The sequence below is a fragment of the Pseudomonas sp. p1(2021b) genome (genome assembly GCF_020151015.1).
Lineage (GTDB): Bacteria > Pseudomonadota > Gammaproteobacteria > Pseudomonadales > Pseudomonadaceae > Aquipseudomonas > Aquipseudomonas putida_K.
On record NZ_CP083746.1, the window covers coordinates 1,462,854 to 1,485,984 of the forward strand.

The 23,131-nt window shown below is 64.7% G+C and carries 18 protein-coding genes; 16 read left to right on the top strand and 2 right to left on the bottom strand.

The genetic code is table 11. The features are described 5' to 3' along the window. The first annotated feature begins 530 nt into the window (after positions 1-530). On the top strand, positions 531-1,502 hold the full coding sequence (locus K8374_RS06880) for a tRNA dihydrouridine synthase (RefSeq protein WP_224458417.1): 972 nt from the start codon (positions 531-533) through the stop codon (positions 1,500-1,502). A gap of 226 nt (positions 1,503-1,728) precedes the next feature. Continuing rightward, entirely contained in the window at positions 1,729-2,172 is a 444-nt protein-coding gene (locus K8374_RS06885; RefSeq protein WP_224458418.1) for an Hsp20 family protein, read from the top strand. A 60-nt stretch (positions 2,173-2,232) separates the two neighbouring features. On the opposite strand, the gene K8374_RS06890 is transcribed toward K8374_RS06885, so the two are convergent. Both K8374_RS06890 and K8374_RS06895 read right to left on the bottom strand, forming a co-directional pair. Next, entirely contained in the window at positions 2,233-5,529 is a 3,297-nt protein-coding gene (locus tag K8374_RS06890; RefSeq protein ID WP_224458419.1) for a PAS domain S-box protein, read from the bottom strand. 56 nt (positions 5,530-5,585) lie between these two features. Then, positions 5,586-6,464 carry a LysR family transcriptional regulator gene (locus K8374_RS06895; RefSeq protein WP_224458420.1) on the bottom strand — a complete coding sequence of 293 codons (879 nt, stop codon included), beginning with the start codon at positions 6,462-6,464 and terminating at the stop codon, positions 5,586-5,588. A 131-nt stretch (positions 6,465-6,595) separates the two neighbouring features. Here K8374_RS06895 and leuC point away from each other — a divergent pair, with 131 nt between their 5' ends. The 14 genes from leuC (at position 6,596) to purF (ending at position 23,128) form a co-directional block, all read left to right on the top strand. Further along, positions 6,596-8,029: a 3-isopropylmalate dehydratase large subunit gene (leuC, locus tag K8374_RS06900; protein WP_084855050.1), complete on the top strand. Its 1,434-nt coding sequence runs from the start codon at positions 6,596-6,598 to the stop codon at positions 8,027-8,029. Beyond that, on the top strand, positions 8,026-8,670 hold the full coding sequence (leuD, locus tag K8374_RS06905; RefSeq protein WP_084855051.1) for a 3-isopropylmalate dehydratase small subunit: 645 nt from the start codon (positions 8,026-8,028) through the stop codon (positions 8,668-8,670). The genes leuC and leuD overlap by 4 nt, the downstream gene beginning before the upstream one ends. Positions 8,671-8,818: 148 nt before the next feature. Beyond that, positions 8,819-9,583: a class I SAM-dependent methyltransferase gene (locus K8374_RS06910; RefSeq protein ID WP_084855052.1), complete on the top strand. Its 765-nt coding sequence runs from the start codon at positions 8,819-8,821 to the stop codon at positions 9,581-9,583. Positions 9,584-9,637: 54 nt separating this feature from the next. After that, positions 9,638-10,720 carry a 3-isopropylmalate dehydrogenase gene (gene leuB / locus K8374_RS06915; RefSeq protein ID WP_224458421.1) on the top strand — a complete coding sequence of 361 codons (1,083 nt, stop codon included), beginning with the start codon at positions 9,638-9,640 and terminating at the stop codon, positions 10,718-10,720. A gap of 64 nt (positions 10,721-10,784) precedes the next feature. Next, positions 10,785-11,897, top strand: coding sequence for an aspartate-semialdehyde dehydrogenase (gene asd, locus K8374_RS06920; protein ID WP_196147006.1), 1,113 nt, complete (start codon positions 10,785-10,787; stop codon positions 11,895-11,897). Positions 11,898-12,094: 197 nt separating this feature from the next. Then, entirely contained in the window at positions 12,095-13,099 is a 1,005-nt protein-coding gene (locus K8374_RS06925; protein WP_224458422.1) for an aspartate-semialdehyde dehydrogenase, read from the top strand. 71 nt (positions 13,100-13,170) lie between these two features. Further along, positions 13,171-15,813: a FimV/HubP family polar landmark protein gene (locus tag K8374_RS06930; RefSeq protein WP_224458423.1), complete on the top strand. Its 2,643-nt coding sequence runs from the start codon at positions 13,171-13,173 to the stop codon at positions 15,811-15,813. Positions 15,814-16,032: 219 nt separating this feature from the next. Continuing rightward, positions 16,033-16,887 (top strand): tRNA pseudouridine(38-40) synthase TruA, encoded by an 855-nt coding sequence (gene truA / locus K8374_RS06935; protein ID WP_411969607.1) that lies wholly within the window; start codon positions 16,033-16,035, stop codon positions 16,885-16,887. Positions 16,888-16,947: 60 nt separating this feature from the next. Beyond that, positions 16,948-17,568 carry a phosphoribosylanthranilate isomerase gene (locus K8374_RS06940; RefSeq protein ID WP_224458424.1) on the top strand — a complete coding sequence of 207 codons (621 nt, stop codon included), beginning with the start codon at positions 16,948-16,950 and terminating at the stop codon, positions 17,566-17,568. A 251-nt stretch (positions 17,569-17,819) separates the two neighbouring features. Beyond that, entirely contained in the window at positions 17,820-18,713 is an 894-nt protein-coding gene (gene accD / locus K8374_RS06945; protein WP_084855144.1) for an acetyl-CoA carboxylase, carboxyltransferase subunit beta, read from the top strand. After that, a complete protein-coding gene (gene folC / locus K8374_RS06950; RefSeq protein WP_224458425.1) occupies positions 18,713-19,999 on the top strand; it encodes a bifunctional tetrahydrofolate synthase/dihydrofolate synthase in 1,287 nt (428 codons plus the stop codon). Before accD ends, folC begins: the two co-directional genes overlap by 1 nt. After that, the gene (locus tag K8374_RS06955) at positions 20,000-20,680 is read left to right on the top strand and encodes an SPOR domain-containing protein (protein ID WP_224458426.1); all 681 of its coding nucleotides are present in this window, start codon (positions 20,000-20,002) and stop codon (positions 20,678-20,680) included. A gap of 345 nt (positions 20,681-21,025) precedes the next feature. Continuing rightward, positions 21,026-21,580, top strand: coding sequence for a CvpA family protein (locus K8374_RS06960; protein ID WP_224458427.1), 555 nt, complete (start codon positions 21,026-21,028; stop codon positions 21,578-21,580). A 42-nt stretch (positions 21,581-21,622) separates the two neighbouring features. After that, the gene (gene purF, locus K8374_RS06965) at positions 21,623-23,128 is read left to right on the top strand and encodes an amidophosphoribosyltransferase (protein ID WP_084855061.1); all 1,506 of its coding nucleotides are present in this window, start codon (positions 21,623-21,625) and stop codon (positions 23,126-23,128) included. Positions 23,129-23,131 lie beyond the last annotated feature (3 nt).

Consider the following 23,131-nt stretch of genomic DNA (forward strand, 5'->3'; position numbering starts at 1 on the left):
AGCGCAATGCCGCGAAGAATTCTTGGTTCCCGGTCGATAAATAGCGTTTTCATTGAGTTCCCCTGGTTTCGGTAATGGCTTGGGGAATCGTATTCCAGGCGTTAGATAGATATTTGTGGCTTACTTCCGTACGGGATGTAGTCCTTTTCCTTTTATGGCTGGGCTGATAGATGTACGGTTTGGGCCTTGTAGTGGGGCGAAATCCAGCGCCGCCCGCGCGGCGCATCGCGAGCTTTGCTCCTACGTTTGTTTCGGGCCAATGATGCTGTGGGTTTTTCGCGCGGACGCCTTGGTGCATGACACGATATTGCAACGTACCCATCAGGCGGTCTCGTGCGACTGCCATGGGCGTTACTGGTACTTAACAAACGTAGCGAGCAAAGCATCGCGATGCGCGGCGTGGAAGCAACGTCTTGTTCGTCCCCCAGATGGTGCGTTCGGGGTGGCAGATGCGCCTTCGGACGAAAGCTTGGCCGCTTTTTTGATGAGTCTGGTAGCATTCGCGCATTTTCCAAATGTGGCGTACCTCAATGCAAATTGCCCTGGCCCCCATGGAGGGGCTGGTCGACAACATCCTGCGCGACGTCCTGACCCGGGTCGGTGGCATCGATTGGTGCGTCACCGAGTTCATCCGTGTCTGCGATCGCCTGTTGCCGCCTTCGTCGTTCGACAAGCTGGCGCCGGAGCTTCGCCAGGGCGCGCGGACCGCGGCCGGGGTGCCGATGCGCGTGCAACTGCTCGGCTCCGACCCGGCGTGCCTGGCCGATAACGCGGTGCTGGCCTGCGAGCTTGGCGCGCCGGTGATCGACCTGAACTTCGGCTGCCCGGCCAAGACCGTGAACAAGTCACGCGGTGGCGCGGTGTTGCTCAAGGAGCCGGAGCTGCTGCACGCCATCGTCCGCGAAGTGCGCCGGGCGGTGCCGGCGCATATTCCTGTGACCGCCAAGATGCGCCTGGGCTTCGACAGCCCGGACGGTGCCCTGGAATGCGCCACGGCGTTGGCCGAAGGCGGTGCCGAGCATTTGGTGGTGCATGCCCGGACCAAGGTCGAGGGCTACAAGCCGCCGGCTCACTGGGAATGGGTGGCGCGGGTGCAGGAGGTGGTGAAGGTGCCGGTGTTCGCCAATGGCGAGATCTGGACCGTGGACGATTGGCGGCGTTGCCGTGAGGTCAGCGGGGCCGAGGACATCATGCTCGGCCGGGGCCTGGTCTCGCGGCCGGACCTGGGTCTGCAGATCGCCGCTGCGCGCGATGGGCGGGACTATCAGCCCATGAGCTGGGACGAGTTGCTGCCGCTGCTGCGCGAATTCTGGCGCCAGGCCCAGGCCAAGCTGTCGCCGCGCTATGCACCAGGGCGGCTGAAACAGTGGCTGGCCATGCTGACCCGCAGCTATCCCGAAGCAGTTGCGTTGTTCGCCCAGTTGCGGCGCGAGGATGATTGCCTGCGGATCAGTGGATTACTCGGGGTTGGGGTGCAGGCATTCGATGAGTGCGTTGCTTGATGCGGTCCTGATCGCTGGCAAAGCCGACCCCTACGCCTGACGTCGCGGTTGTATGGCAAAGGCTTCGCCCTTGATCGCGGGGCAAGCCCGCTTCTACAAGAGCCCCGCAAAAAAATTTTGTTCATACCTCTTGAAACCGTCTTGTCGGCCCCTATCTCTTGAGTACGCGATGCCGAAGTCGGGTCGCGTAGTGACTTAACTTGCTGAATCTCAGGAGTTCATGACCATGACTACCGCTTTCTCTCTCGCACCGCTGTTCCGCAATTCCGTCGGCTTCGACCGTTTCAACGACCTGTTCGAGTCCGCGGCACGTAACGAGGCGGGTAGCAGCTACCCTCCCTACAATGTGGAAAAGCACGGCGATGACCACTATCGCATCGTGGTTGCCGCAGCCGGTTTCCAGGAGCAGGACCTCGACCTTCAGGTCGAGAAAGGCGTCCTGACCGTTACCGGCGGCAAGCGCGACAACAGCACCGAAGGCGTTACCTACCTGCACCAGGGCATTGCCCAGCGCGCCTTCAAGCTGTCCTTCCGCCTGGCCGACCACATCGAAGTGAAGTCCGCAGGCCTTGCCAACGGCCTGCTCAGCATCGACCTGCTGCGCATCGTGCCGGAAGAAGCCAAGCCCAAGCGCATCCCGATCAATGGCGAACAGCCTGCGTTGAACTGAGTTCGGCTCAGTGAAGAAAGGGCACCTTCGGGTGCCCTTTTTGCGTTTCTGGGACGCGCCTCAATAATCCGCCGGGGTCTCGATCAATATCTGGCGGAACTCCATCAACGGCAGCGGCCGGCTGTGCAGGTAGCCCTGGTACAGGTGGCAGCCTTGGCGCTCGAGGAATTCCAGCTGCCCGGACTGCTCGACCCCTTCGGCGATCACCGCCAGGTCCAGGCTGCGGGCCATGGCCACGATGGCCCGGACGATCTCCGCGTCATTGGGGTCGTTCGGTGCATCGCGTACGAACGTCTGGTCGATCTTCAAGGCATCCACCGGCAGGCGCTTGAGGTAGGTCAGCGAGGAATAGCCCGTGCCGAAGTCGTCCATGGCGAAGCTCACCCCGTAGCGTTTCAGTTCGCGCATCTTGCTGATGGTGTCCTCCAGGTTCTGGATGACGATGCCCTCGGTGATCTCCAGCGTCAGCATGGACCGTGGCAGGCGATAGTCGTCCAGGCTGCGTAGCACTCGCTCGACGAAATCGTTCTGGCGGAACTGCCGGGGGCTGATGTTGACGCACAGGCTGAAGTCGTCGGCCTCGATCAACCCGTCGGCCAGCATGCGTGCGCAGGCGTCGCAGGCTTCGTCGAGAATCCAGTTGCCAACTTCGAGAATCAGGCCGCTTTCTTCCAGTACCTGGATGAACTGGGCTGGAGGTTGCTGGCCCAGCTGGGGGTGATGCCAGCGCAGCAGCACTTCGGCGCCGACGATGCGATTGTCGCGGGCATCGACCTGGGGCTGGAAGTGCAGGGCCAGCTCGCCCCTGGCCAAAGCCAGACGCAGGTCGGTCTCCATGCGCAGGCGCTCGCTGGCCGCCTTCTGCATGGTGGTATGGAACAGCTGTGTGGTGTTGCGCCCCGAGTCCTTGGCCCGGTAGAGGGCGATATCGGCACGCTTGAGCAGATCGGCCGGGGTCGCGCCATGGTCGGGAATCAGCGCCACGCCGATGCTCGGTGTCACCTGCAGGCGCTGGCCGTCCAGGGACATCGGCTCGGCGAGCAGCTCGCGCAGGGTGTCGGCCAGGTCGCGCACTTTGCGCTCGACCTGTTCGCGGCTACCCTCAAGGCCGCTGAGCAGCACCACGAACTCGTCGCCGCCCAGGCGCGCCACGGTGTCTTCCAGGCGAACGCTGGCCTCCAGGCGGGCGGTGATGATCTTGAGGACCGTATCGCCCACCGGGTGGCCGAGGGAATCGTTGATGTGCTTGAAGTGGTCCAGGTCCAGGAACAGCAGGGCGCCGCGCAGGTTGTGGCGCTTGAGCAGGGCGATCTGCTGGCTCAGGCGGTCCATCAGCAGGGCGCGGTTGGGCAGGTTGGTCAGCGGGTCGTGGTAGGCCAGGTGGCGGATCTGCGCCTGGGCGTTCTTCAACTGGCTGACATCCCGGGCGGTCAACAGCAGGCAGTCGGCTTCGTTGAGGCTGATCGGCTCCACCGAGACCTCGACGGTAAGGATGTCACCGCGTTTGTTGCGCCCGAGCATTTCCCGGTGATGCACCCGGCCGTGCTCCTTGAGTTCGGCCAGAAGGGCGGCACGTTGCTTGTCGTCGGCCCAGATACCGATTTCGTAGACGCTGCGGCCGATCACCTCGGCGGCGGTGTAGCCGGTCAGCCGGCAGAAGCCGTCGTTGACTTCCAGGTAGCGACCGCTCTTGCGTTCGGTGAGGGTGATGGCGTCGGGGCTGGAATGAAAGGCCTTGGCGAATTTCTCCTCGCTGGCCTTGAGCGCCGCCTCGGCGCGTTGCTGCTGGGTGATGTCGCGCAGGGTGGTGACGCTGCAAGGGAAGCCGTCGACCGTGATCAGGCAACTGGAGATCAGGCAGGTGAGGGCGGTGCCGTTGCGGTGGTTGACCACCACCGCCACATTGCTCAGGGCCTTTTCGCGGATCACCCGTTCTATGCGTTGCGCGCGGGCGGCCGATTCGGCCCATAGGCCGATCTGTTCGGCAGTGCGACCGATCACCTGGTCGGCGCTCCAACCGAAGGTCTGGGTGAAGGCTCGATTGATTTCGATGAATTGGCCGCTGTCCTGGCGGGTCACGCAGATCGGGTCGGGGCTGACCTGGAACAGGCTGGCGAACTTTTCCTCCGAGGCCGTCAGACGTTGTTCACGTTCCACCTGGTCGGTGATGTCGAGCAGGGTGCCGGCCATGCGCAGCGGGTTGCCTTGCTCGTCGCGGTACAGGCGGGCGCGGCTTTCGATATAGCGCGAGGCGCCGTTCTCCAGTTGCACGCGGTAGGTGATCTGGTAGTTGCCTGCCGGCCCTTCGCGCAGGCTGCGGTAGGCCTGGCGCATGACATTGCGCTCTTGTTCGGGCACGCCTTCGAAGAATGCCTCGAAGGACTCGTGGAACGGCACCGGTTCCAGACCGTGCAATTGCGCGGCCCGGGCCGAGCCGTAGAGCATGCCGCTGGGGATGTGCCAGTCCCAGGTGCCCAGCTGCGCGGAGTCCAGGGCCAGGTCCAGGCGCTCCTGGCTGTCCTTGAGCGCCTGCTCGGCGCGCTTGCGCTCGCTGGTGTCGACGAAGGTGCTGAGCAGGTACGTCACGCCCTCGAGCTCGATGCTCTGGGTGCACAGGATGCCGTCGTGGAGCTTGCCGGTACTGGCGCGGAACTGCACTTCCAGGGTCAGTGGGCCGCCATTGCCACGGGTGTTGTCGAGTACCTGGTGGCGCAGCTCGGGGTTGACCCATAGGCCCAGCTCCAGAGTGGTCTTGCCGACCACCTGGTCGCCCGGCCAGCCGAACATGTCCTCGAAGTGCTGGTTGACCTCGTAGATCATGCCGTCATGGCGACGGGTCAGGAGAATGGCGTTGGGGCTCAGGTGAAACAGCGTGGCAAAGCGTTTTTCCGAGTTGATCAGCGCCGTTTCCCGCTCCCGTTGGCGCGTGATCTCCCGCACCACACCGATCATCTGGGGGCGGCCGTGGGCATCGTGGGTCAGGCTGCCATTGATCTCCAGCCAATGCAGGCTGCCATCCGGCCAACGGATGCGATGGCGCATGGCCTGCTCCACCGGCTCGCCATTGACCACGGCCTGGAACACCTGGCGCGTGCGGGCGCGGTCTTCCTCGGGCAGCAGCTCGAGGTAGTCGATATCGCGGGGTATCGGCCGCTGCGGGTCGAAACCGAACAGGGCCTGGGTGGCACGGGACCAACTGACCCGGCCACTTTCTATGTCCCATAGCCAGGCACCCAGGCGGGCCCCATTGAGCGCGGCCAGCAGTTGCGGGGCGTTCTGCCAGGTCTGCTCCGACTCCTGGGGATCCGCCGCGTGGATGCGCGGCAGGCGCGGAAAACGGTTTGCTGATTTTGGCATCGATACCAGACCTTTGGCGGATGACGCGTCCTTGAAGAAGGCCGACCGACCCGGGGTCAGACGGACCCCGCGTGACTGTCGAGCAAGGCCATGAACGCCCTGGCCGCATTCGACAGCGTGCGTTCCGTATGCAGAATGTAGCCTAGCTGGCGAGACAGCTGTATGCCGGGCAAGGCGATGGATGCAACCTGTTCATCGAGCATGGTGCGCGGCAGCACGCTCCAGGCCAGGCCGATGGACACCATCATCTTGATGGTTTCCAGGTAATTGGTGCTCATGGCGATGTTCGGCGTCAGCCCCTGGCTTTCGAACAACCGCTGGACGATGTGGTGGGTGAAGGTGTTGCCGCCGGGGAATACCGCCGGGTGGTGGGCCACATCGGCGAGGCTGACCTGCTGGTTACTGGCCAGGGGATGTTCCGGTGCTGCGACGAAATCCAGGGCATCGTCCCATACCGGCACTGCCCGAATCAGGTGGTGAGGCTCGGGGGCGAGGGTGATCACGGCAATTTCCGCACGGCCATGGAGAATTTCATCGTAGGCCGCTTCCGAATCGAGGAACTGAATATCCAGCGCAACGCCGGGGTGCTCCCGGGTGAAGGCCCGCAACAGCGGGGGCAGGCGGTGCAGGCCGATATGGTGGCTGGTGGCAAGGGTCAGGCGACCCGTGACTTCGCCGGTCAAATTGTTCAACGCCCGCCGGGTATCATCCAGTACGTTGAGGATCTGGTAGGCGCGCGGCAGCAGGGCCCGGCCCGCCTCGGTCAGTGTCACTTCGCGGCCCAGGCGGTCGAACAGGCGTACGTCCAGTTGCTGCTCGAGCCCGGCGATGCGCTTGCTGATGGCTGGCTGGGTCAGGTGCAGGCGTTCTCCGGCCCCGGAAAAGCTGCCGGTTTCGGCGATGGCGATGAAAGCGCTGAGGTTGGCCAGGTCCACGGCATCGAATTCCTATTGGTTATCCAAAGCATAAAAATTATGAATTTGAGTTATTCAATCTAACGCCATAGCATCGACCGTACAAGCCAAGGGGTTATTGGCATAGAAATACGCTGATGAGGAACAGTCTGATGGCTGGCAAAACGCTCTACGACAAACTCTGGGAAGCACATGAAGTCAAGCGGCGCGACGATGGTTCGTCCTTGATCTACATCGACCGTCACATCATCCACGAAGTGACCTCGCCCCAGGCCTTCGAAGGCCTGCGCCTGGCCAACCGCAAGCCGTGGCGCATCGATGCCAACATCGCCACCCCGGACCACAACGTGCCGACCACGCCCGAGCGCAAGGGCGGCATCGATGCCATCGTCGACCAGGTGTCGCGTCTGCAGGTGCAGACCCTCGACGAGAACTGTGACGAGTACGGCATCGTCGAATTCAAGATGAACGACGAACGCCAGGGCATCGTCCACGTCATCAGCCCTGAGCAGGGCGCCACCTTGCCCGGCATGACCGTGGTCTGCGGCGACTCGCACACCTCGACCCACGGCGCCTTCGGCGCACTGGCCCACGGCATCGGCACCTCCGAGGTCGAGCATGTGCTCGCCACCCAGTGCCTGGTCGCCAAGAAGATGAAGAACATGCTGGTGCGCGTCGAAGGCACCTTGCCTGCCGGCGTGACCGCCAAGGACATCGTCCTGGCCGTGATCGGCAAGATCGGCACCGCCGGTGGCAATGGCCACGCCATGGAGTTCGCCGGCAGCGCCATCCGTGAGTTGTCCATGGAAGGCCGCATGACCATCTGCAACATGTCCATCGAAGCCGGTGCCCGCGTGGGTCTGGTCGCCGTGGACGACACCACCGTCGCCTACGTCGAGGGCCGCCCGTACGCGCCCAAGGGCGAGCAGTGGACGCAGGCGGTGCAGGCCTGGAAGGGCTTGGTCTCCGATGCCGACGCGGTGTTCGACACCGTGGTCGAACTGGACGCCTCGCAGATCAAGCCACAGGTCAGCTGGGGCACCTCGCCTGAGATGGTCCTGGCCGTCGACCAGCGCGTGCCGGACCCGGCCGCCGAGCCTGACCTGATCAAGCGCGGCTCCATCGAGCGAGCGCTCAAGTACATGGGCCTGGCCGCCAACCAGGCGATCACCGACATCAAGCTCGACCGCGTGTTCATCGGCTCGTGCACCAACTCGCGTATCGAAGACCTGCGCGCCGCCGCCGAGATCGCCAAGGGCCGCAAGGTCGCGGCCAACGTCAAGCAGGCGCTGGTGGTACCGGGCTCCGGCCTGGTCAAGGCCCAGGCCGAACGTGAAGGGCTGGACAAGATCTTCATCGAGGCCGGTTTCGAATGGCGTGAGCCAGGCTGCTCCATGTGCCTGGCCATGAACCCGGACCGCCTGGAGAGCGGCGAGCATTGCGCCTCGACCTCCAACCGCAACTTCGAAGGCCGTCAGGGCGCCGGTGGCCGTACCCACCTGGTCAGCCCGGCCATGGCCGCCGCCGCCGCAGTGACCGGCCACTTCATCGATGTCCGCGAGTTGATCCAAGGGAGCGCAGCATGAAAGCCTTTACCCAGCACACCGGCCTTGTCGCGCCATTGGATCGCGCCAACGTCGACACCGACCAGATCATTCCCAAGCAATTCCTGAAGTCGATCAAGCGTACCGGCTTCGGCCCCAACCTGTTCGACGAGTGGCGCTACCTGGACGTGGGCCAGCCCTACCAGGACAACAGCAAGCGCCCGCTGAACAAGGATTTCGTGCTCAACCACGAACGCTACCAGGGGGCCAGCGTGTTGCTGGCACGGGAGAACTTCGGTTGCGGTTCGAGCCGCGAGCACGCTCCGTGGGCGCTGGACGAATATGGCTTCCGTAGCGTCATCGCCCCGAGCTTCGCCGACATCTTCTTCAACAACAGCTTCAAGAATGGCCTGCTGCCGATCATCCTCAGCGATGAGGAAGTCGACGAGCTGTTCAGGCAGGTCGAGGCCAACCCGGGCTACCAGCTGACCATCGATTTGCAGGCCCAGGCCGTGACCCGTCCGGACGGCAAGGTGCTGCACTTCGAGATCGATGCCTTCCGCAAGCATTGCTTGCTCAACGGCCTCGATGACATCGGCCTGACCCTGCAGGACAGCGACGCGATCAAGGCGTTCGAAGGCAAGCACCGCGCAGCGCAGCCTTGGCTGTTCCGTGATGCCTGAAGTGTGCAGGTGACAGTACCGGCCTCTTCGCGGGTAGATCCGCTCCCACAGGTACAGCGCAGGATTCGAAACCTGTAGAGGTTCTGTGGGAGCGGGTTGACCCGCGAAAGGGTCGGTGCAGGCAGCAAGAAACCCAAAGGATCGAGACATGACCAGCACCCAACACACCGATGTGGTCCAACGCCAGTTCGGCGAACAGGCCAACGCCTACCTCAGCAGCGCCGTGCATGCACAGGGCAGTGAATTCGCCCTGCTGCAGGCCGAGCTGGCGGGGCAGGGCCATGCCCGCGTGCTGGATCTGGGCTGCGGTGCCGGTCATGTCAGTTTCCATGTCGCCCCGCTGGTGGCCGAAGTGGTTGCCTACGACCTCTCCCAAGCCATGCTCGACGTGGTTGCCCGTGCCGCTGCCGAGCGCGGCCTGGCCAATATCACGACCGAACGCGGCGCCGCCGAGCGCCTGCCGTTCGCCGACGCCGCGTTCGACTTCGTCTTCAGTCGCTACTCGGCCCATCACTGGAGCGACCTGGGGCTGGCCCTGCGCGAAGTGCGCCGGGTGCTCAAGCCGGGCGGCGTGGCGGCTTTCATCGACGTCATGTCGCCCGGTAGCCCATTGCTCGACACCTACCTGCAAACGGTGGAAGTGCTGCGTGATACCAGTCACGTGCGTGACTATTCCGCCGCCGAATGGCAGCGCCAGGTCAGCGAGGCGGGGCTGCACGTACGCAGCCACACCCGCCAGCCGCTGCGCCTGGAGTTCGGCAGCTGGGTCGAGCGCATGCGCACCCCCGAGCCGATGCGCGTGGCCATCCGCCAGTTGCAGCAAGCCATGGGCGAAGAAGTGCGGCAGTATTACCAAGTCGAGGCCGATGGCTCGTTCAGCACTGACGTGCTGGTGTTGTGGGCCGAGCGTTAAGAACTTTTCGGTGTGGCCCGCTTGGCTGCACCGTATGAATGGATAGAGGAAAGCATGAGCAAGCAGATTCTGATTCTCCCAGGTGATGGCATCGGCCCGGAAATCATGGCCGAGGCCATCAAGGTGCTGGAGCTGGCCAACGACAAGTTCCAGCTCGGCGTCACCCTGGAGCACGACGTCATCGGTGGTGCCGCCATCGACAAGCACGGCGTGCCGCTGGCCGACGAGACCCTGGAGCGCGCACGCAAGGCTGACGCCGTGCTGCTCGGTGCGGTGGGCGGGCCGAAGTGGGACAAGCTCGAGCGCGACATCCGTCCCGAGCGCGGCCTGCTTAAGATCCGTTCGCAACTGGGCCTTTTCGCCAACCTGCGTCCGGCGATCCTCTACCCGCAACTGGCCGATGCCTCCTCGCTCAAGCCGGAAATCGTCGCCGGCCTGGACATCCTCATCGTCCGTGAGCTGACCGGCGGCATCTACTTCGGTGCTCCGCGCGGCCAGCGCGAGCTCGAAGGCGGCGAGCGCCAGGCCTACGACACCCTGCCGTACAGCGAAAGCGAAGTGCGCCGCATCGCCCGCGTCGGCTTCGACATGGCCCGTGTGCGCGGCAAGAAGCTGTGCTCGGTGGACAAGGCCAATGTCCTGGCCTCCAGCCAGCTCTGGCGCGAAGTGGTCGAGGACGTGGCCAAGGACTACCCGGACGTCGAGCTCAGCCACATGTACGTCGACAACGCCGCCATGCAGCTGGTCCGTGCACCCAAACAATTCGACGTGATGGTGACGGACAACATGTTCGGTGACATTCTGTCGGATGAAGCTTCCATGCTGACCGGTTCCATCGGCATGCTGCCGTCTGCGTCGCTCGACGCCAACAACAAGGGCATGTACGAGCCGTGCCACGGCTCGGCCCCGGACATCGCCGGGCAGGGCATCGCCAACCCGTTGGCGACCATCCTGTCGGTGTCGATGATGCTGCGCTACAGCTTCAACCAGGTGGCCGCCGCCGACGCGATCGAGCAGGCTGTCAGCCGGGTGCTGGACCAAGGCCTGCGTACCGGCGACATCTGGTCGGCCGGGTGCAGCAAGGTAGGTACGCAGGAAATGGGCGACGCAGTAGTCGCAGCGCTGCGGAATCTGTAATCTCTCTGGCCCGCCATCGTCTTCCCTTCGATGGCGGCCCACTTTTAGCAAAGGTGTAGTTGCGATGAAACGTGTAGGTCTGATCGGTTGGCGCGGTATGGTCGGTTCCGTGCTCATGCAGCGGATGCTGGAGGAGCAGGATTTCGACCTCATCGAGCCGGTGTTCTTCACCACGTCCAACGTGGGTGGCCAGGGTCCGAACGTGGGCAAGGACATTGCTCCGCTCAAGGACGCCTATAGCATCGAAGAACTCAAGACCCTCGACGTCATCCTGACCTGCCAGGGCGGCGACTACACCAACGAAGTCTTCCCCAAGCTGCGCGAAGCCGGCTGGCAGGGCTACTGGATCGATGCCGCCTCGTCCCTGCGCATGCAGGATGACGCGGTGATCATCCTCGACCCGGTCAACCGCAAGGTCATCGACCAGCAGCTGGACGCCGGTACCAAGAACTACATCGGCGGCAACTGCACCGTCAGCCTGATGCTGATGGGCCTGGGTGGCCTGTTCGAGGCGGGCCTGGTGGAGTGGATGAGCGCCATGACCTACCAGGCGGCCTCCGGTGCCGGCGCGCAGAACATGCGTGAACTGATCAAGCAGATGGGCGGCATCCACGCGGCGGTGGCCGATGACCTGGCCAACCCGGCCAGTGCCATCCTCGACATCGACCGCAAGGTCGCCGAGACCATGCGCGGCGAAGCCTTCCCGACCGAGAACTTCGGCGTACCGCTGGCGGGCAGCCTGATCCCCTGGATCGACAAGGAGCTGCCGAACGGCCAGAGCCGCGAGGAATGGAAGGCCCAGGCCGAGACCAACAAGATCCTCGGTCGCTTCAAGAACCCGATCCCGGTCGATGGCATCTGCGTGCGTATCGGCGCCATGCGTTGCCACAGCCAGGCGCTGACCATCAAGCTGAACAAGGACGTGCCGCTGGCGGACATCGAAGGCATGATCAGCCAGCACAATCCTTGGGTGAAGCTGGTGCCGAACCAGCGTGACATCAGCATGCAGGAGCTGAGCCCGACCAAGGTGACCGGTACCCTGAACGTGCCGGTTGGCCGTTTGCGCAAGCTGAACATGGGTTCGCAGTACCTGGGCGCCTTCACCGTGGGTGACCAGCTGCTGTGGGGCGCTGCCGAGCCGCTGCGCCGCATGCTGCGGATCCTGCTGGAGCGTTGATCGCCCCTCGGTGGATTGAACGAAAAACCCGTGCCCTGGTGGTGCGGGTTTTTTGTTTATGGGGGGTACGGTTTGGTGGGGCGGAAATCGCGCGCCGCGCGATTCACGTACCACCCCAAAACTCAAGCCAAGCACTTACCCTCAGCCGGCCAACCCAAGTAAAGTGCCCACCCCAAGTTCCACCAGAAGGATCCCACATGCCCCAGCCCATCGACATCGCCATCATCGGCGCCACCGGTAACGTCGGCGAAACCCTCGTCCAGATCCTCGAGGAACTCGAGTTCCCCGTCGCTACCCTGCACCTGCTGGCCAGCATGGAATCGGCCGGCAGCAACCTCATGTTCCGCGGCAAGAAACTGCGTGTACGCGAAGTCGACAGCTTCGATTTCACCCAGGCCAAGCTTGCATTCTTCGCCGCCAGCCCCGCCGTGACCCGCAGCTTCGCCCCCAAAGCCCAGCTGGCCGGCTGCACGGTCATCGACCTGTCCGGTGGCCTGGACCAGGCCATGGCTGTAGTGCCCGAGGCCAACGGCGACCAGCTCGCCAAGCTCGAGCAACCTGCTCTGATCGCCAGCCCCAGCGCTGCCGCGGTCGCCCTGGCCGTGGCCCTGGCACCGCTCAAGGGCCTGCTGGACATCGAACGCGTGCAGGTCATGGCATGCCTGGCCGTCTCAGCCCAGGGCCGTGAAGCGGTCACTGAACTGGCCCGCCAGACCGCCGAGCTGCTCAACGCCCGGCCACTGGAGCCTCGCTTCTTCGACCGCCAGGTCGCCTTCAACCTGCTGGCGCGGGTAGGCGCTGCCGATGAACAAGGCCACACCCGCCTTGAACGCCGCCTGGTCGATGAACTGCGCGTACTGCTCGACCTGCCGACCCTGAAAATCTCCGTGACCTGCGTCCAGGCCCCGGTGTTCTATGGCGACAGCTTCAGCGTGGCCGTGCAGAGCCGGCGCCCGGTCGACCTGGCCGCCGTCAACGACGCCCTGGAAGCCGCCGAAAGCATCGAATTGGTCGAGCCGGACGACTTTCCGACGGCCGTCGGCGACGCAGTGGGCCAAGACGTGGTCTATGTTGGTCGTGTACGCCATGGTATCGACGAACAAGAGCAGCTCAATGTGTGGCTGACCACCGACAATGTGCGCAAGGGCGCAGCGCTCAACGCCGTGCAAGTGGCCGCATTGTTGATAAAAGACATGGCGTAAAAGATACTGGCGGGTACTTTTGTCCTGCACCATACGCAGGTTTCAGGACGATTCTTACAAGGGAAGAGGTCATGCTTCGAATTCGCAAACTGGTTCTGGCCATGGCGGCAGCCTCGGCGTTGTCGTCCGGCATGGCGAACGCCCTCGGGTTGGGTGAACTGACCCTCAAGTCGGCACAGAACCAGCCACTGGATGCCGAGATCGAACTGCTCGATGTGCGCGACCTCACCGCGGCTGAAGTGGCGCCGAGCCTCGCGCCACCGGAAGAGTTCGCCAAGGCAGGCGTGGCCTATCCCAGCTACCTTGAGGACCTCACCTTCACCCCGGTGATCAACCCCAACGGCAAGAGCGTGTTGCGGGTCACCTCCAGCCAGCCATTGCCGGCGCCGGTGGTGAAGTTCCTGGTCCAGGTGATGTGGCCCCAGGGCCGCCTGTTGCGTGACTACAATGTCCTGCTCGACCAAGCCAAGGCCCAGGGCGAGGCGCCATCGGCGGCCAATGTCGAACCGGCAGTCAGCGGTGCGGGCAGCTACACCACCAAGCGCCGCGACACCCTGTGGCAGATCGCTGCGCGCAACACCCAGGGCGGCTCGATCCAGCAGACCATGCTGGCGATCCAGGCCTTGAACCCCGATGCCTTCATCGGCAACAACATCAACCAGCTCAAGACCGGGCAGGTCCTGCGCCTGCCCGACCCGCAACAGGTCCAGAGCATTCCCCAGGGCGAAGCCGTTCGCGAGGTGGCCGAGCAGTATGCCGCCTGGCGTGAGGGTCGGCGCCTGGGGCCGCGTGCCCGGCAGCTGGACGCCACCCGGCGCGCAGCGGCCGGTGAGGCGCCGGAGCGTATTGCCCAGGGGGACAACCTGCGCCTGGTCAGCCCGGGCGGGCAGGGTGAAGCGGGGGAGACCAAGGCCCTCAGCGACAAGCTCGCGGTGGCCCAGGAAAGCCTGGACACCAGCCGCCGTGACAACGAGGAACTCAAGAGCCGCATGGCGGACCTGCAGAGCCAGCTGGACAAGCTGCAGCGTCTGATCGAGCTCAAGAACGACCAGCTGGCACGCCTCGAAGCGCAGGGGGCGGCGGCGCAAACCCCGCCGCCTGCCGCGTTGCCGGGCGAGCCGGCACCCACGCAACCGCCGGTCAATGCCCAGCTGCCGTCGGCCGAGCCGGTGGTCAAGCCAGCTCCGGCCGCCGTGGACACGGCCCCAGCCGAGCAAGGCGAGCAGGCCCAGGGTGTGCTCGACGAACTGATGGGCAACCCGTTGCTGTTGGGGCTGCTCGCCGGTTCTGCGTTCCTGGTGCTGCTGCTGTTGCTGTTGTTGCTTGCCCGCAAGCGCAAGGCCCAGCAAGAAGCCGAGAAGCACCTGCGCATGGCGCGTGCACTGGCCGAGGAGGGCGAACGCAGCCCTGACCTGAACGTGCCGCCCGGAAGCTTCGATGATCTGGATGTATCGGCGCCGAGCGTGAAGCTCTCGCCGGCGGTGGTCGCCGCTTCGGCCGCCGCTGCCACAGCTGCGGAAAAACCGCTTGCACCGGAGCCGGCGCCCGCCCCGGCAACGCCTGCAACTGACCAGGACCCAATGGCCAGCCTGCTGGCCGAGGTGGACCAGAGCCTGGCGCAAGGTCGCCTGAACCATGCCGCCGACCTGCTCGAGCCGGCAGTGGCTGCCGAGCCACAGCGCAGCGACCTGCGTTTGAAACTGATGGAAGTCTATGCCCGCCAAGGCGACCAGACCGCCTTTGCCGATCAGGAGCGTGCGCTTTCGCCTACCGACCAGGACAAGGCCCAGGTCGACACCTTGAAGGAACGCTTCCCGGCCATGCTCGGCGTCGCCGCCCTAGGCCTGGGGGCGGCGGCCCTGGCGGCCGAGATGGACAAGCAGTACGTCCACGATCTGCTGCAGGACGGCGAACAGGCGCCTGCAGGCGCCGAGCCGGACCCGCTCGATACACCTATCGTGAGCGAGAACTCGCCTGAAGCAGCGCTGGAGGCTGTCACCGACGTCCCTGCCATCGAAGAAGATGATCTGGACGGTGCATTCGACCTGAGCCTGGACGATGACCTGCCGGTGGATGCGGCGCTTGAGGCCGCGCCGTCGGAGCAAGCCGCAGTGACCGAAGCTGCACCACAGGAAGCCGAACCGGTCGCCACCGACGCCGATGCCGATTTCGAAGCCCTGCTGGAGCAAGCCCAGGCCGAGCCGCAGAGTCTCGATGACCTGTCCGATTTCGACCTGGATGTCGGCGAGCCACAAGCGCCGGCAGCACCGGAAGACGCCCCGGTCGACGTAGCCGCGGAGCTGGCGGCTTTCGACGAAATCCCGGAATTCGACCCGCTCTCGGAACTGGAGCTGCCGGAAGACTTCGACCTGTCGCTGTCGCTGGACGACGAGTCGCCGGCCGACAAGCAGTTCGCCTCGGAGCTCGATGACGTCAATGCCGAGCTGGACAAGCTGTCCCAGAGCCTGGAGTCGCCGTCGCTGGAGCCGCACTTCACTGCCGCCGATGCCGCCCAGGAGCCGGACCCGCTGGACGACCTGGACTTCGACTTCTTCTCCGGCACCGATGAGGTGGCCACCAAGCTCGACCTGGCGCGTGCCTACATCGACATGGGCGACCACCAGGGCGCCCGCGATATCCTCGATGAAGTGGTCAAGGATGGCGATGAGGAACAGCGTCAGGAGGCCGAAGACATGCTGTCGCGACTGGTCTGACATCCAGGCGTGGCCTGTGGAAGATGCCCGGGCAAGGGTTTCGCCCTTGTTCGCGGGGCAAGCCCACACACAGGATAACGCACGGCCCCCTGTGGGAGCGGGCTTGTCCCGCGATAGGCCGGCATTGCCTGTGAACAGCTTCGCCAGCAACGGCAGCCCTCCCGGCTGCCGTTGCCGTTATAATGCCCGCCTTCCGTTTCACCCACAGGTTTCGCGCTCTTGGACATCAATGACATCGACCCGGCCGAATCGGCGGCCGAAGGCTACGCCCGCATCGCTCTGGGCGTGGAATACAAAGGTTCGCGCTACCGCGGCTGGCAGCGCCAGGCCAGCGGTGTGCCGAGTGTCCAGCAGGCCCTGGAGCAAGCCCTGTCGACGGTGGCCAACGAGCCGATCTCGGTGATCTGTGCCGGGCGCACCGATGCCGGCGTGCACGGCTGCGGGCAGATCGTCCATTTCGACACCCGTGCCGTGCGCGATGAGCGAGCCTGGACCCTGGGCACCAATTTCAACCTACCCCATGACATCAGCGTCACCTGGGCCAAGCCGATGCCGGCGCATTTCCATGCCCGCTTCAAGGCGACCGCGCGACGCTATCGCTACGTTATCTACAACGACCCGATCCGCCCTGCGCACCTGGCCGAGGAAGTGACCTGGAACCACCGTCCACTTGACGTCGAACGCATGGCCGAGGCCGCGCAGTTTCTGCTCGGCACCCATGACTTCAGCGCCTTCCGGGCCAGCCAGTGCCAGGCCAAGTCGCCGATCAAGCACATCCATCACCTACGGGTCACCCGCCACGGCAAGATGATCGTGCTGGATGTCCGGGCCACGGCCTTCCTGCATCACATGGTACGCAACATCGCCGGTGTGTTGATGACCATCGGGGCCGGCGAGCGGCCGGTCGGCTGGGCGCGTGAGGTGCTGGAGGGGCGCAACCGCCGGGAGGGCGGTGTGACCGCCCACCCCTATGGCCTGTATCTGGTCCAGGTGGAGTACCCCGAGGAATTCGCCCTGCCGGTCCGTTACATCGGCCCACACTTTCTGACCGGCTACGAGGCGCTGGCGGACTGACGGGCGAAACGTCATTTGCTAACATCCGGCCTTTCACCGATCACCCAAGGTTCGCTGTCCATGAGCAACGTTCGCAGCAAGATCTGCGGGATTACCCGTATCGAGGACGCCCTGGCGGCCGCCGAAGCCGGCGCCGATGCCATCGGCCTGGTCTTCTACGCCAAGAGCCCGCGAGCGGTGGACGTGCATCAGGCGCGGGCCATCATCGCCGCACTGCCGCCGTTCGTGACCACGGTCGGCCTGTTCGTCAACGCCTCGCGTTGCGAACTCAACGAGATTCTCGAAGCTGTGCCGCTGGACCTGCTACAGTTCCACGGCGATGAAACCCCGGCCGATTGCGAGGGCTACCATCGCCCCTGGATCAAGGCCCTGAGGGTACGCCCCGGCGATGACCTCGAGGCGGCTTGCCAGCAGTACGCCGGCGCCCGTGGCATCCTCCTGGACACCTACGTGCCCGGCATCCCGGGCGGTACGGGCGAGGCCTTCGACTGGTCGCTGGTGCCGGCTTCCCTGAGCAAGCCGATCATCCTGGCCGGTGGCCTGTCGGCCGGCAACGTCGGCCAGGCCATTGCCCAGGTGCGTCCGTTTGCGGTGGATGTCAGCGGCGGCGTGGAGCAGGCAAAGGGGATCAAGGACGCCGCGAAGATCGAGGCGTTCATGCGTGCGGTGAAACAGGCGTGACGACGGATGTGACGGCTGCCCGCGCGCCATCGTCCATAGCTTTCGCAGCCCGGTGCTGCCAGGCCTGCCTATCGGGCGGGCCATGCGGACTACCGGCATGACAGGTTGACGATGGCCCGGCCACCAGGCTGGCCCCGCATCGCGCGGGCCTCGGAGCCGGGCCGTCATCGTTTCATTGAAGAACATGAGCTCAAGGGCAGGGCATGGCCGGCCAGACCGGCCCCCGCCCACCGATACTGGAGAAAGAAAGCATGAGCAACTGGTTAGTCGACAAACTGATCCCTTCGATCATGCGTTCCGAGGTGAAGAAGAGCTCGGTGCCTGAAGGCCTGTGGCACAAGTGCCCGGCCTGCGAGGCCGTGCTGTATCGTCCGGAGCTGGAGAAGACCCTGGATGTCTGCCCCAAGTGCAACCACCACATGCGCATCGGAGCCCGTGCGCGCATCGACATCTTCCTCGACGCCGAAGGCCGTGCCGAACTGGGTGCCGACCTGGAGCCGGTCGACCGTCTGAAGTTCCGTGATGGCAAGAAGTACAAGGACCGCCTGACCGCGGCCCAGAAGCAGACCGGCGAGAAAGACGCCCTGATTTCCATGAGCGGTACCCTGATGGGCATGCCGATCGTGGTCAGCGCCTTCGAATTCTCCTTCATGGGCGGTTCCATGGGGGCCATCGTCGGCGAGCGCTTCGTACGCGCGGCCAACTACGCCCTCGAGCACCGCTGCCCGATGGTCTGCTTCTCCGCGTCCGGCGGCGCGCGCATGCAGGAAGCGCTCATCTCGCTGATGCAGATGGCCAAGACGTCCGCTGTGCTGGCGCGCCTGCGCGAAGAAGGCATTCCGTTCATCTCGGTGTTGACCGATCCTGTCTACGGTGGTGTTTCCGCGAGCCTGGCGATGCTTGGCGATGTCATCGTCGGTGAGCCGAAGGCCCTGATCGGCTTCGCCGGCCCCCGTGTGATCGAGCAGACCGTGCGCGAGAAGCTGCCAGAAGGCTTCCAGCGCAGCGAGTTCCTGCTCGAGCATGGTGCCATCGACCTGATCATCTCCCGTGGCGAGCTGCGTCCGCGCCTGGCTCGCCTGCTGGCGCAGATGACCGGCCAGCCGACCCCGGCAGAGGCCCTCGAGGTGGCTGCCGTCGCGTGATGAACCTTCATACCCTGGGCGACTGGCTCGCCTACCTCGAGCAACTGCACCCTTCGGCCATCGACATGGGGCTGGAGCGGTCGCAGCAGGTGGCCGCCCGGCTAGGGCTGGGCAGGCTTGCGCCCCGGGTGGTGACGGTCACCGGCACCAATGGCAAGGGCTCGACCTGCGCATTCGTGGCATCGCTGCTTCGGGCGCAGGGGCTGAAAGTCGGTGTGTACAGTTCGCCGCACCTGTTGCGCTACAACGAACGGGTGCGTATCGACGGTGTCGAGGCCAGCGATGAGCGCCTGTGCGAAGCCTTCGCAGCCGTCGAGGCGGCCCGTGGCGAGACTTCCCTGACCTATTTCGAAATGGGCACCCTGGCGGCCTTCTGGCTGTTCCAGCAGTCCTCGCTGGACGCCGTGGTGCTCGAGGTCGGTCTGGGTGGTCGCCTGGATGCCGTCAACCTGGTCGATGCGGACCTGGCGCTGGTCACCAGCATCGGCGTGGATCATGCCGATTACCTGGGCGATACCCGTGAATCCGTGGCCTTCGAGAAGGCGGGCATCTTCCGACAGGGCAAACCTGCGCTGTGTGGCGACCTCAACCCCCCACAGCCTTTGCTGGACAAGGCGCGCGAACTGGCTTGTCCGTTCCTGTTGCGCGGCCGCGATTTCGACCTGGCAACCACCGACCAGCATTGGCAGTGGCGGGGCAGCCGGCCCGACGGTAGCAGCGTGGAGCTGCATGACCTGCCGCTGCTGGATCTGCCGATGGAGAACGCCGCTCTGGCGCTGCAGGCCTATCTGCTGATGGGCTTGCCTTTCGAGGCCGGACAGGTTCGCCAGGCGCTGCTCGATACCCAGGTGACCGGGCGTTTGGACCGCCGCACGGTGCGCTGGCAAGGCCGGCGCCTGGAGCTGTTGCTGGATGTGGGGCACAACCCCCATGCCGCCGAATACCTGGCTGCCCGTCTGGCCGCGCGCCCGGTCAAGGGGCGCCGCCTGGCGGTATTCGGCCTGCTCGCCGACAAGGACCTGGAGGGCGTGATCGCACCGTTCAAGGGGTTGGTCGACGAATGGGCGGTGGCGCCGCTGGATACCCCCCGCAGCCGCCCGGCTGCGGAACTGGTGGCGGCCTTGACGAACCTCGGTGCGGCGGTGAAGTCTTACACCAGCGTCGAGGCCGCCCTCGAGGGGCAGTGCGCGCAGGCGACGGCAGATGACCAGATCCTGCTGTTCGGTTCGTTTTTCTGTGTTGGCCAAGCCCTGGAATGGCTAGAGCGGCAAGCTCCGGAGGAGTAGATGGCAGTGCTGGATAAAGGGATGAAGCAGCGCATGGTCGGTGCGTTGGTGCTGGTGGCGCTGGCGGTGATCTTCCTGCCGATGCTGTTCACCCGCGAGGACGAGATGCGCCAGGTGCGTGTCGAGGCGCCCGAGGCGCCGGCGATGCCGAGCTTGCCGCAGGTGGAGGTGACGCCTGTGCAGGTGCCGGAGCCTCAGCCTCTGCCCGAGGTGGCGGAGCAACCACCGGAGCAACCGCCAGTGGTGGTCAATGAATCCACCGCGCCCATGACCACGCCCAGCCAGCCGATCACCCCGGGGCCGTCCCAGCCAGCAGTCGCCCAGGCGCAGGCACCCAAGCCGGCACCGAAGGTCGAGGCCAAGCCGGCTGCGACGCCCGCCCCGGCGCCCACTGCCTCCGCACCCAAGCCTGCCGCGCCATCCAAGGTCGATGCCAATGGCCTGCCGGTGAGCTGGTCGATCCAGCTGGCCAGCCTGTCCAACCGTGCCGGTGCCGACAAGCTGCAGAATACCCTGCGTAGCCAGGGGTACAACGCCTACATCCGCTCGGTCGGCGGCATGAACCGCGTCTATGTCGGGCCACTGATCGAGCGTGCCGAGGCCGAGCGCCTGCGCGACGCGATCAACCGCCAGCACAATCTCAAGGGCTTCGTGGTGCGCTTCCAGCCCGAGCGTGGCTGAGCCTGTAGGGCCGCGCTTACAGCCCCATCGCCGGCAAGCCCCACCTGTTCTGCGCTGCTTTCAGAGATACCGCCGTACGTGTGGGAGCTGGCGACAGCCTGCGATGGGCCGCAAAGCGGCCCCTTGAGTCTGGAGGGCTCGACCGTTTGAGGGCTTGGGGCTGCTTTGCAGCCCATCGCAGGCTGTCGCCAGCTCCCACCGAGATTGCGCCGCCCTCAAGACTTGCGAAATCCCTGTGTGGGGGTTTGCCAGCGATAGGGCCCTCTCGAATCGCCTGACATTCCGCTTACCCCAAGCCTGCCGCTCTGGTAAAATGCGCCGCCTCAAACGTCGGCAGGCAACACCGTGGCATTTACCTGGGTTGATTGGGCGATCATCGCGATCATCGCCATTTCCTCATTGATCAGTCTCAAGCGCGGCTTCGTCAAGGAAGCCTTGTCCCTGCTCATCTGGATCGTCGCCGGTGCGGTCGCCTGGATGTTCGGCGGCTCCCTTTCGCAGTATCTTGAAAGCTATATCCAAACGCCCTCGGCCCGCATCATCGCCGGTTGCGCCATTCTTTTCGTCGCCACCCTGCTGGTGGGGGCCATGATCAACTTCCTCATCGGCGAGCTGATCCGCGTGACCGGGCTGTCCGGCACCGATCGTTTCCTCGGCATGGCGTTCGGCGCCGCGCGGGGGGCCTTGCTGGTGGTGGTGGCCATCGGGCTGTTGAGCCTGGGGCCGGTACAACAGGACCCGTGGTGGCAGGAATCGCGCCTGATCCCACAGTTCCTCCTTGTCGCTGACTGGTCGAAGAACCTGATCCTGGGGTTCACCGGTCAGTGGATGTCCAGTGGAGTCAGCACACCCGCTGATCTTCCGTTCAAGGAACAGTTGCTGGGGCCCACCAGGCCCTGAGCGCTTTTCAATCAAGTTTCATCAAAGTAGGGGTTGCGTCGCATGTGTGGCATCGTCGGTATCGTCGGTAAGTCGAACGTCAATCAGGCGCTGTATGACGCGCTAACCGTGCTCCAGCACCGCGGCCAGGACGCTGCCGGTATCGTGACCAGCCACGACGGCCGGTTGTTCCTGCGCAAGGATAACGGCCTGGTGCGCGACGTCTTCCAGCAGCGCCACATGCAGCGCCTGGTCGGCCACATGGGTATCGGCCATGTCCGCTACCCGACCGCGGGCAGCTCGACCTCGGCCGAGGCCCAGCCGTTCTACGTCAACTCGCCTTATGGCATCACCCTGGCGCACAACGGCAACCTGACCAACGTCGAGCAGCTGGCCAAGGAGATCTACGAGTCCGACCTGCGCCACGTCAACACCAACTCCGACTCGGAAGTGCTGCTGAACGTGTTCGCCCACGAGCTGGCCGTGCGCGGCAAGCTGCAGCCGACCGAGGAAGACGTGTTCGCCGCGGTTTCCCACGTGCACAGCCGCTGCGTCGGTGGCTACGCGGTGGTGGCGATGATCACCGGCTACGGCATCGTCGGCTTCCGTGACCCCAACGGCATCCGCCCGGTCGTGTTCGGCCAGCGCCATACCGACGAAGGCGTCGAGTACATGATCGCCTCGGAAAGCGTTGCCCTGGACGTGCTCGGCTTCACCCTGATCCGTGACCTGGCGCCGGGCGAAGCGGTGTACATCACCGAAGAGGGGCAGATGTTCACCAAGCAGTGCGCCAACAACCCGAAGCTGCAGCCGTGTATCTTCGAGCACGTCTACCTGGCCCGTCCGGACTCGATCATGGACGGCGTCTCGGTGTACAAGGCCCGCCTGCGCATGGGCGAGAAGCTGGCCGAGAAGATCCAGCGCGAGCGCCCGGACCATGACATCGACGTGGTCATCCCGATCCCGGACACCAGCCGCACGGCGGCCCTGGAGCTGGCCAACCACCTGGGCGTCAAGTTCCGCGAAGGCTTCGTCAAGAACCGCTATATCGGCCGTACTTTCATCATGCCCGGCCAGGCCGCGCGCAAGAAGTCGGTACGCCAGAAGCTCAATGCCATCGAGCTGGAATTCCGCGGCAAGAACGTGATGCTGGTGGACGATTCCATCGTGCGCGGCACCACCTGCAAGCAGATCATCCAGATGGCCCGCGAAGCCGGCGCCAAGAACGTCTACTTCTGCTCCGCGGCCCCCGCGGTGCGCTACCCCAACGTCTACGGCATCGACATGCCGAGCGCTCACGAACTGATCGCCCACAACCGTACCACCGAACAGGTGGCCGAGTTGATCGGCGCCGACTGGCTGGTCTACCAGGACCTGCCTGACCTGATCGATTCGGTCGGTGGCGGCAAGATCAAGATCGAGCACTTCGATTGCGCGGTGTTCAACGGTGAATACGTCACCGGAGACATCGACGACGCCTACCTGGAGCGTATCGAGCAGTCGCGCAACGACGCGGCCAAGGCGAAGAACCAGGCCGTCAGCGCGATCATCGACCTCTACAACAACTGATTT

Bases quoted from the DNA above. Each gene is read 5' to 3' on its own strand.
- K8374_RS06930 (WP_224458423.1), top strand. From the start codon at position 13,171: ATGCTTCGAATTCGCAAACTGGTTCTGGCCATGGCGGCAGCCTCGGCG.
- K8374_RS06940 (WP_224458424.1), top strand. From the start codon at position 16,948: ATGAGCAACGTTCGCAGCAAGATCTGCGGGATTACCCGTATCGAGGAC.
- K8374_RS06885 (WP_224458418.1), top strand. From the start codon at position 1,729: ATGACTACCGCTTTCTCTCTCGCACCGCTGTTCCGCAATTCCGTCGGC.
- leuB (WP_224458421.1), top strand. From the start codon at position 9,638: ATGAGCAAGCAGATTCTGATTCTCCCAGGTGATGGCATCGGCCCGGAA.
- K8374_RS06890 (WP_224458419.1), bottom strand. From the start codon at position 5,529: ATGCCAAAATCAGCAAACCGTTTTCCGCGCCTGCCGCGCATCCACGCG.
- K8374_RS06880 (WP_224458417.1), top strand. From the start codon at position 531: ATGCAAATTGCCCTGGCCCCCATGGAGGGGCTGGTCGACAACATCCTG.
- folC (WP_224458425.1), top strand. From the start codon at position 18,713: ATGAACCTTCATACCCTGGGCGACTGGCTCGCCTACCTCGAGCAACTG.
- accD (WP_084855144.1), top strand. From the start codon at position 17,820: ATGAGCAACTGGTTAGTCGACAAACTGATCCCTTCGATCATGCGTTCC.
- leuD (WP_084855051.1), top strand. From the start codon at position 8,026: ATGAAAGCCTTTACCCAGCACACCGGCCTTGTCGCGCCATTGGATCGC.
- K8374_RS06925 (WP_224458422.1), top strand. From the start codon at position 12,095: ATGCCCCAGCCCATCGACATCGCCATCATCGGCGCCACCGGTAACGTC.
- leuC (WP_084855050.1), top strand. From the start codon at position 6,596: ATGGCTGGCAAAACGCTCTACGACAAACTCTGGGAAGCACATGAAGTC.
- K8374_RS06910 (WP_084855052.1), top strand. From the start codon at position 8,819: ATGACCAGCACCCAACACACCGATGTGGTCCAACGCCAGTTCGGCGAA.
- asd (WP_196147006.1), top strand. From the start codon at position 10,785: ATGAAACGTGTAGGTCTGATCGGTTGGCGCGGTATGGTCGGTTCCGTG.
- purF (WP_084855061.1), top strand. From the start codon at position 21,623: ATGTGTGGCATCGTCGGTATCGTCGGTAAGTCGAACGTCAATCAGGCG.
- K8374_RS06955 (WP_224458426.1), top strand. From the start codon at position 20,000: ATGGCAGTGCTGGATAAAGGGATGAAGCAGCGCATGGTCGGTGCGTTG.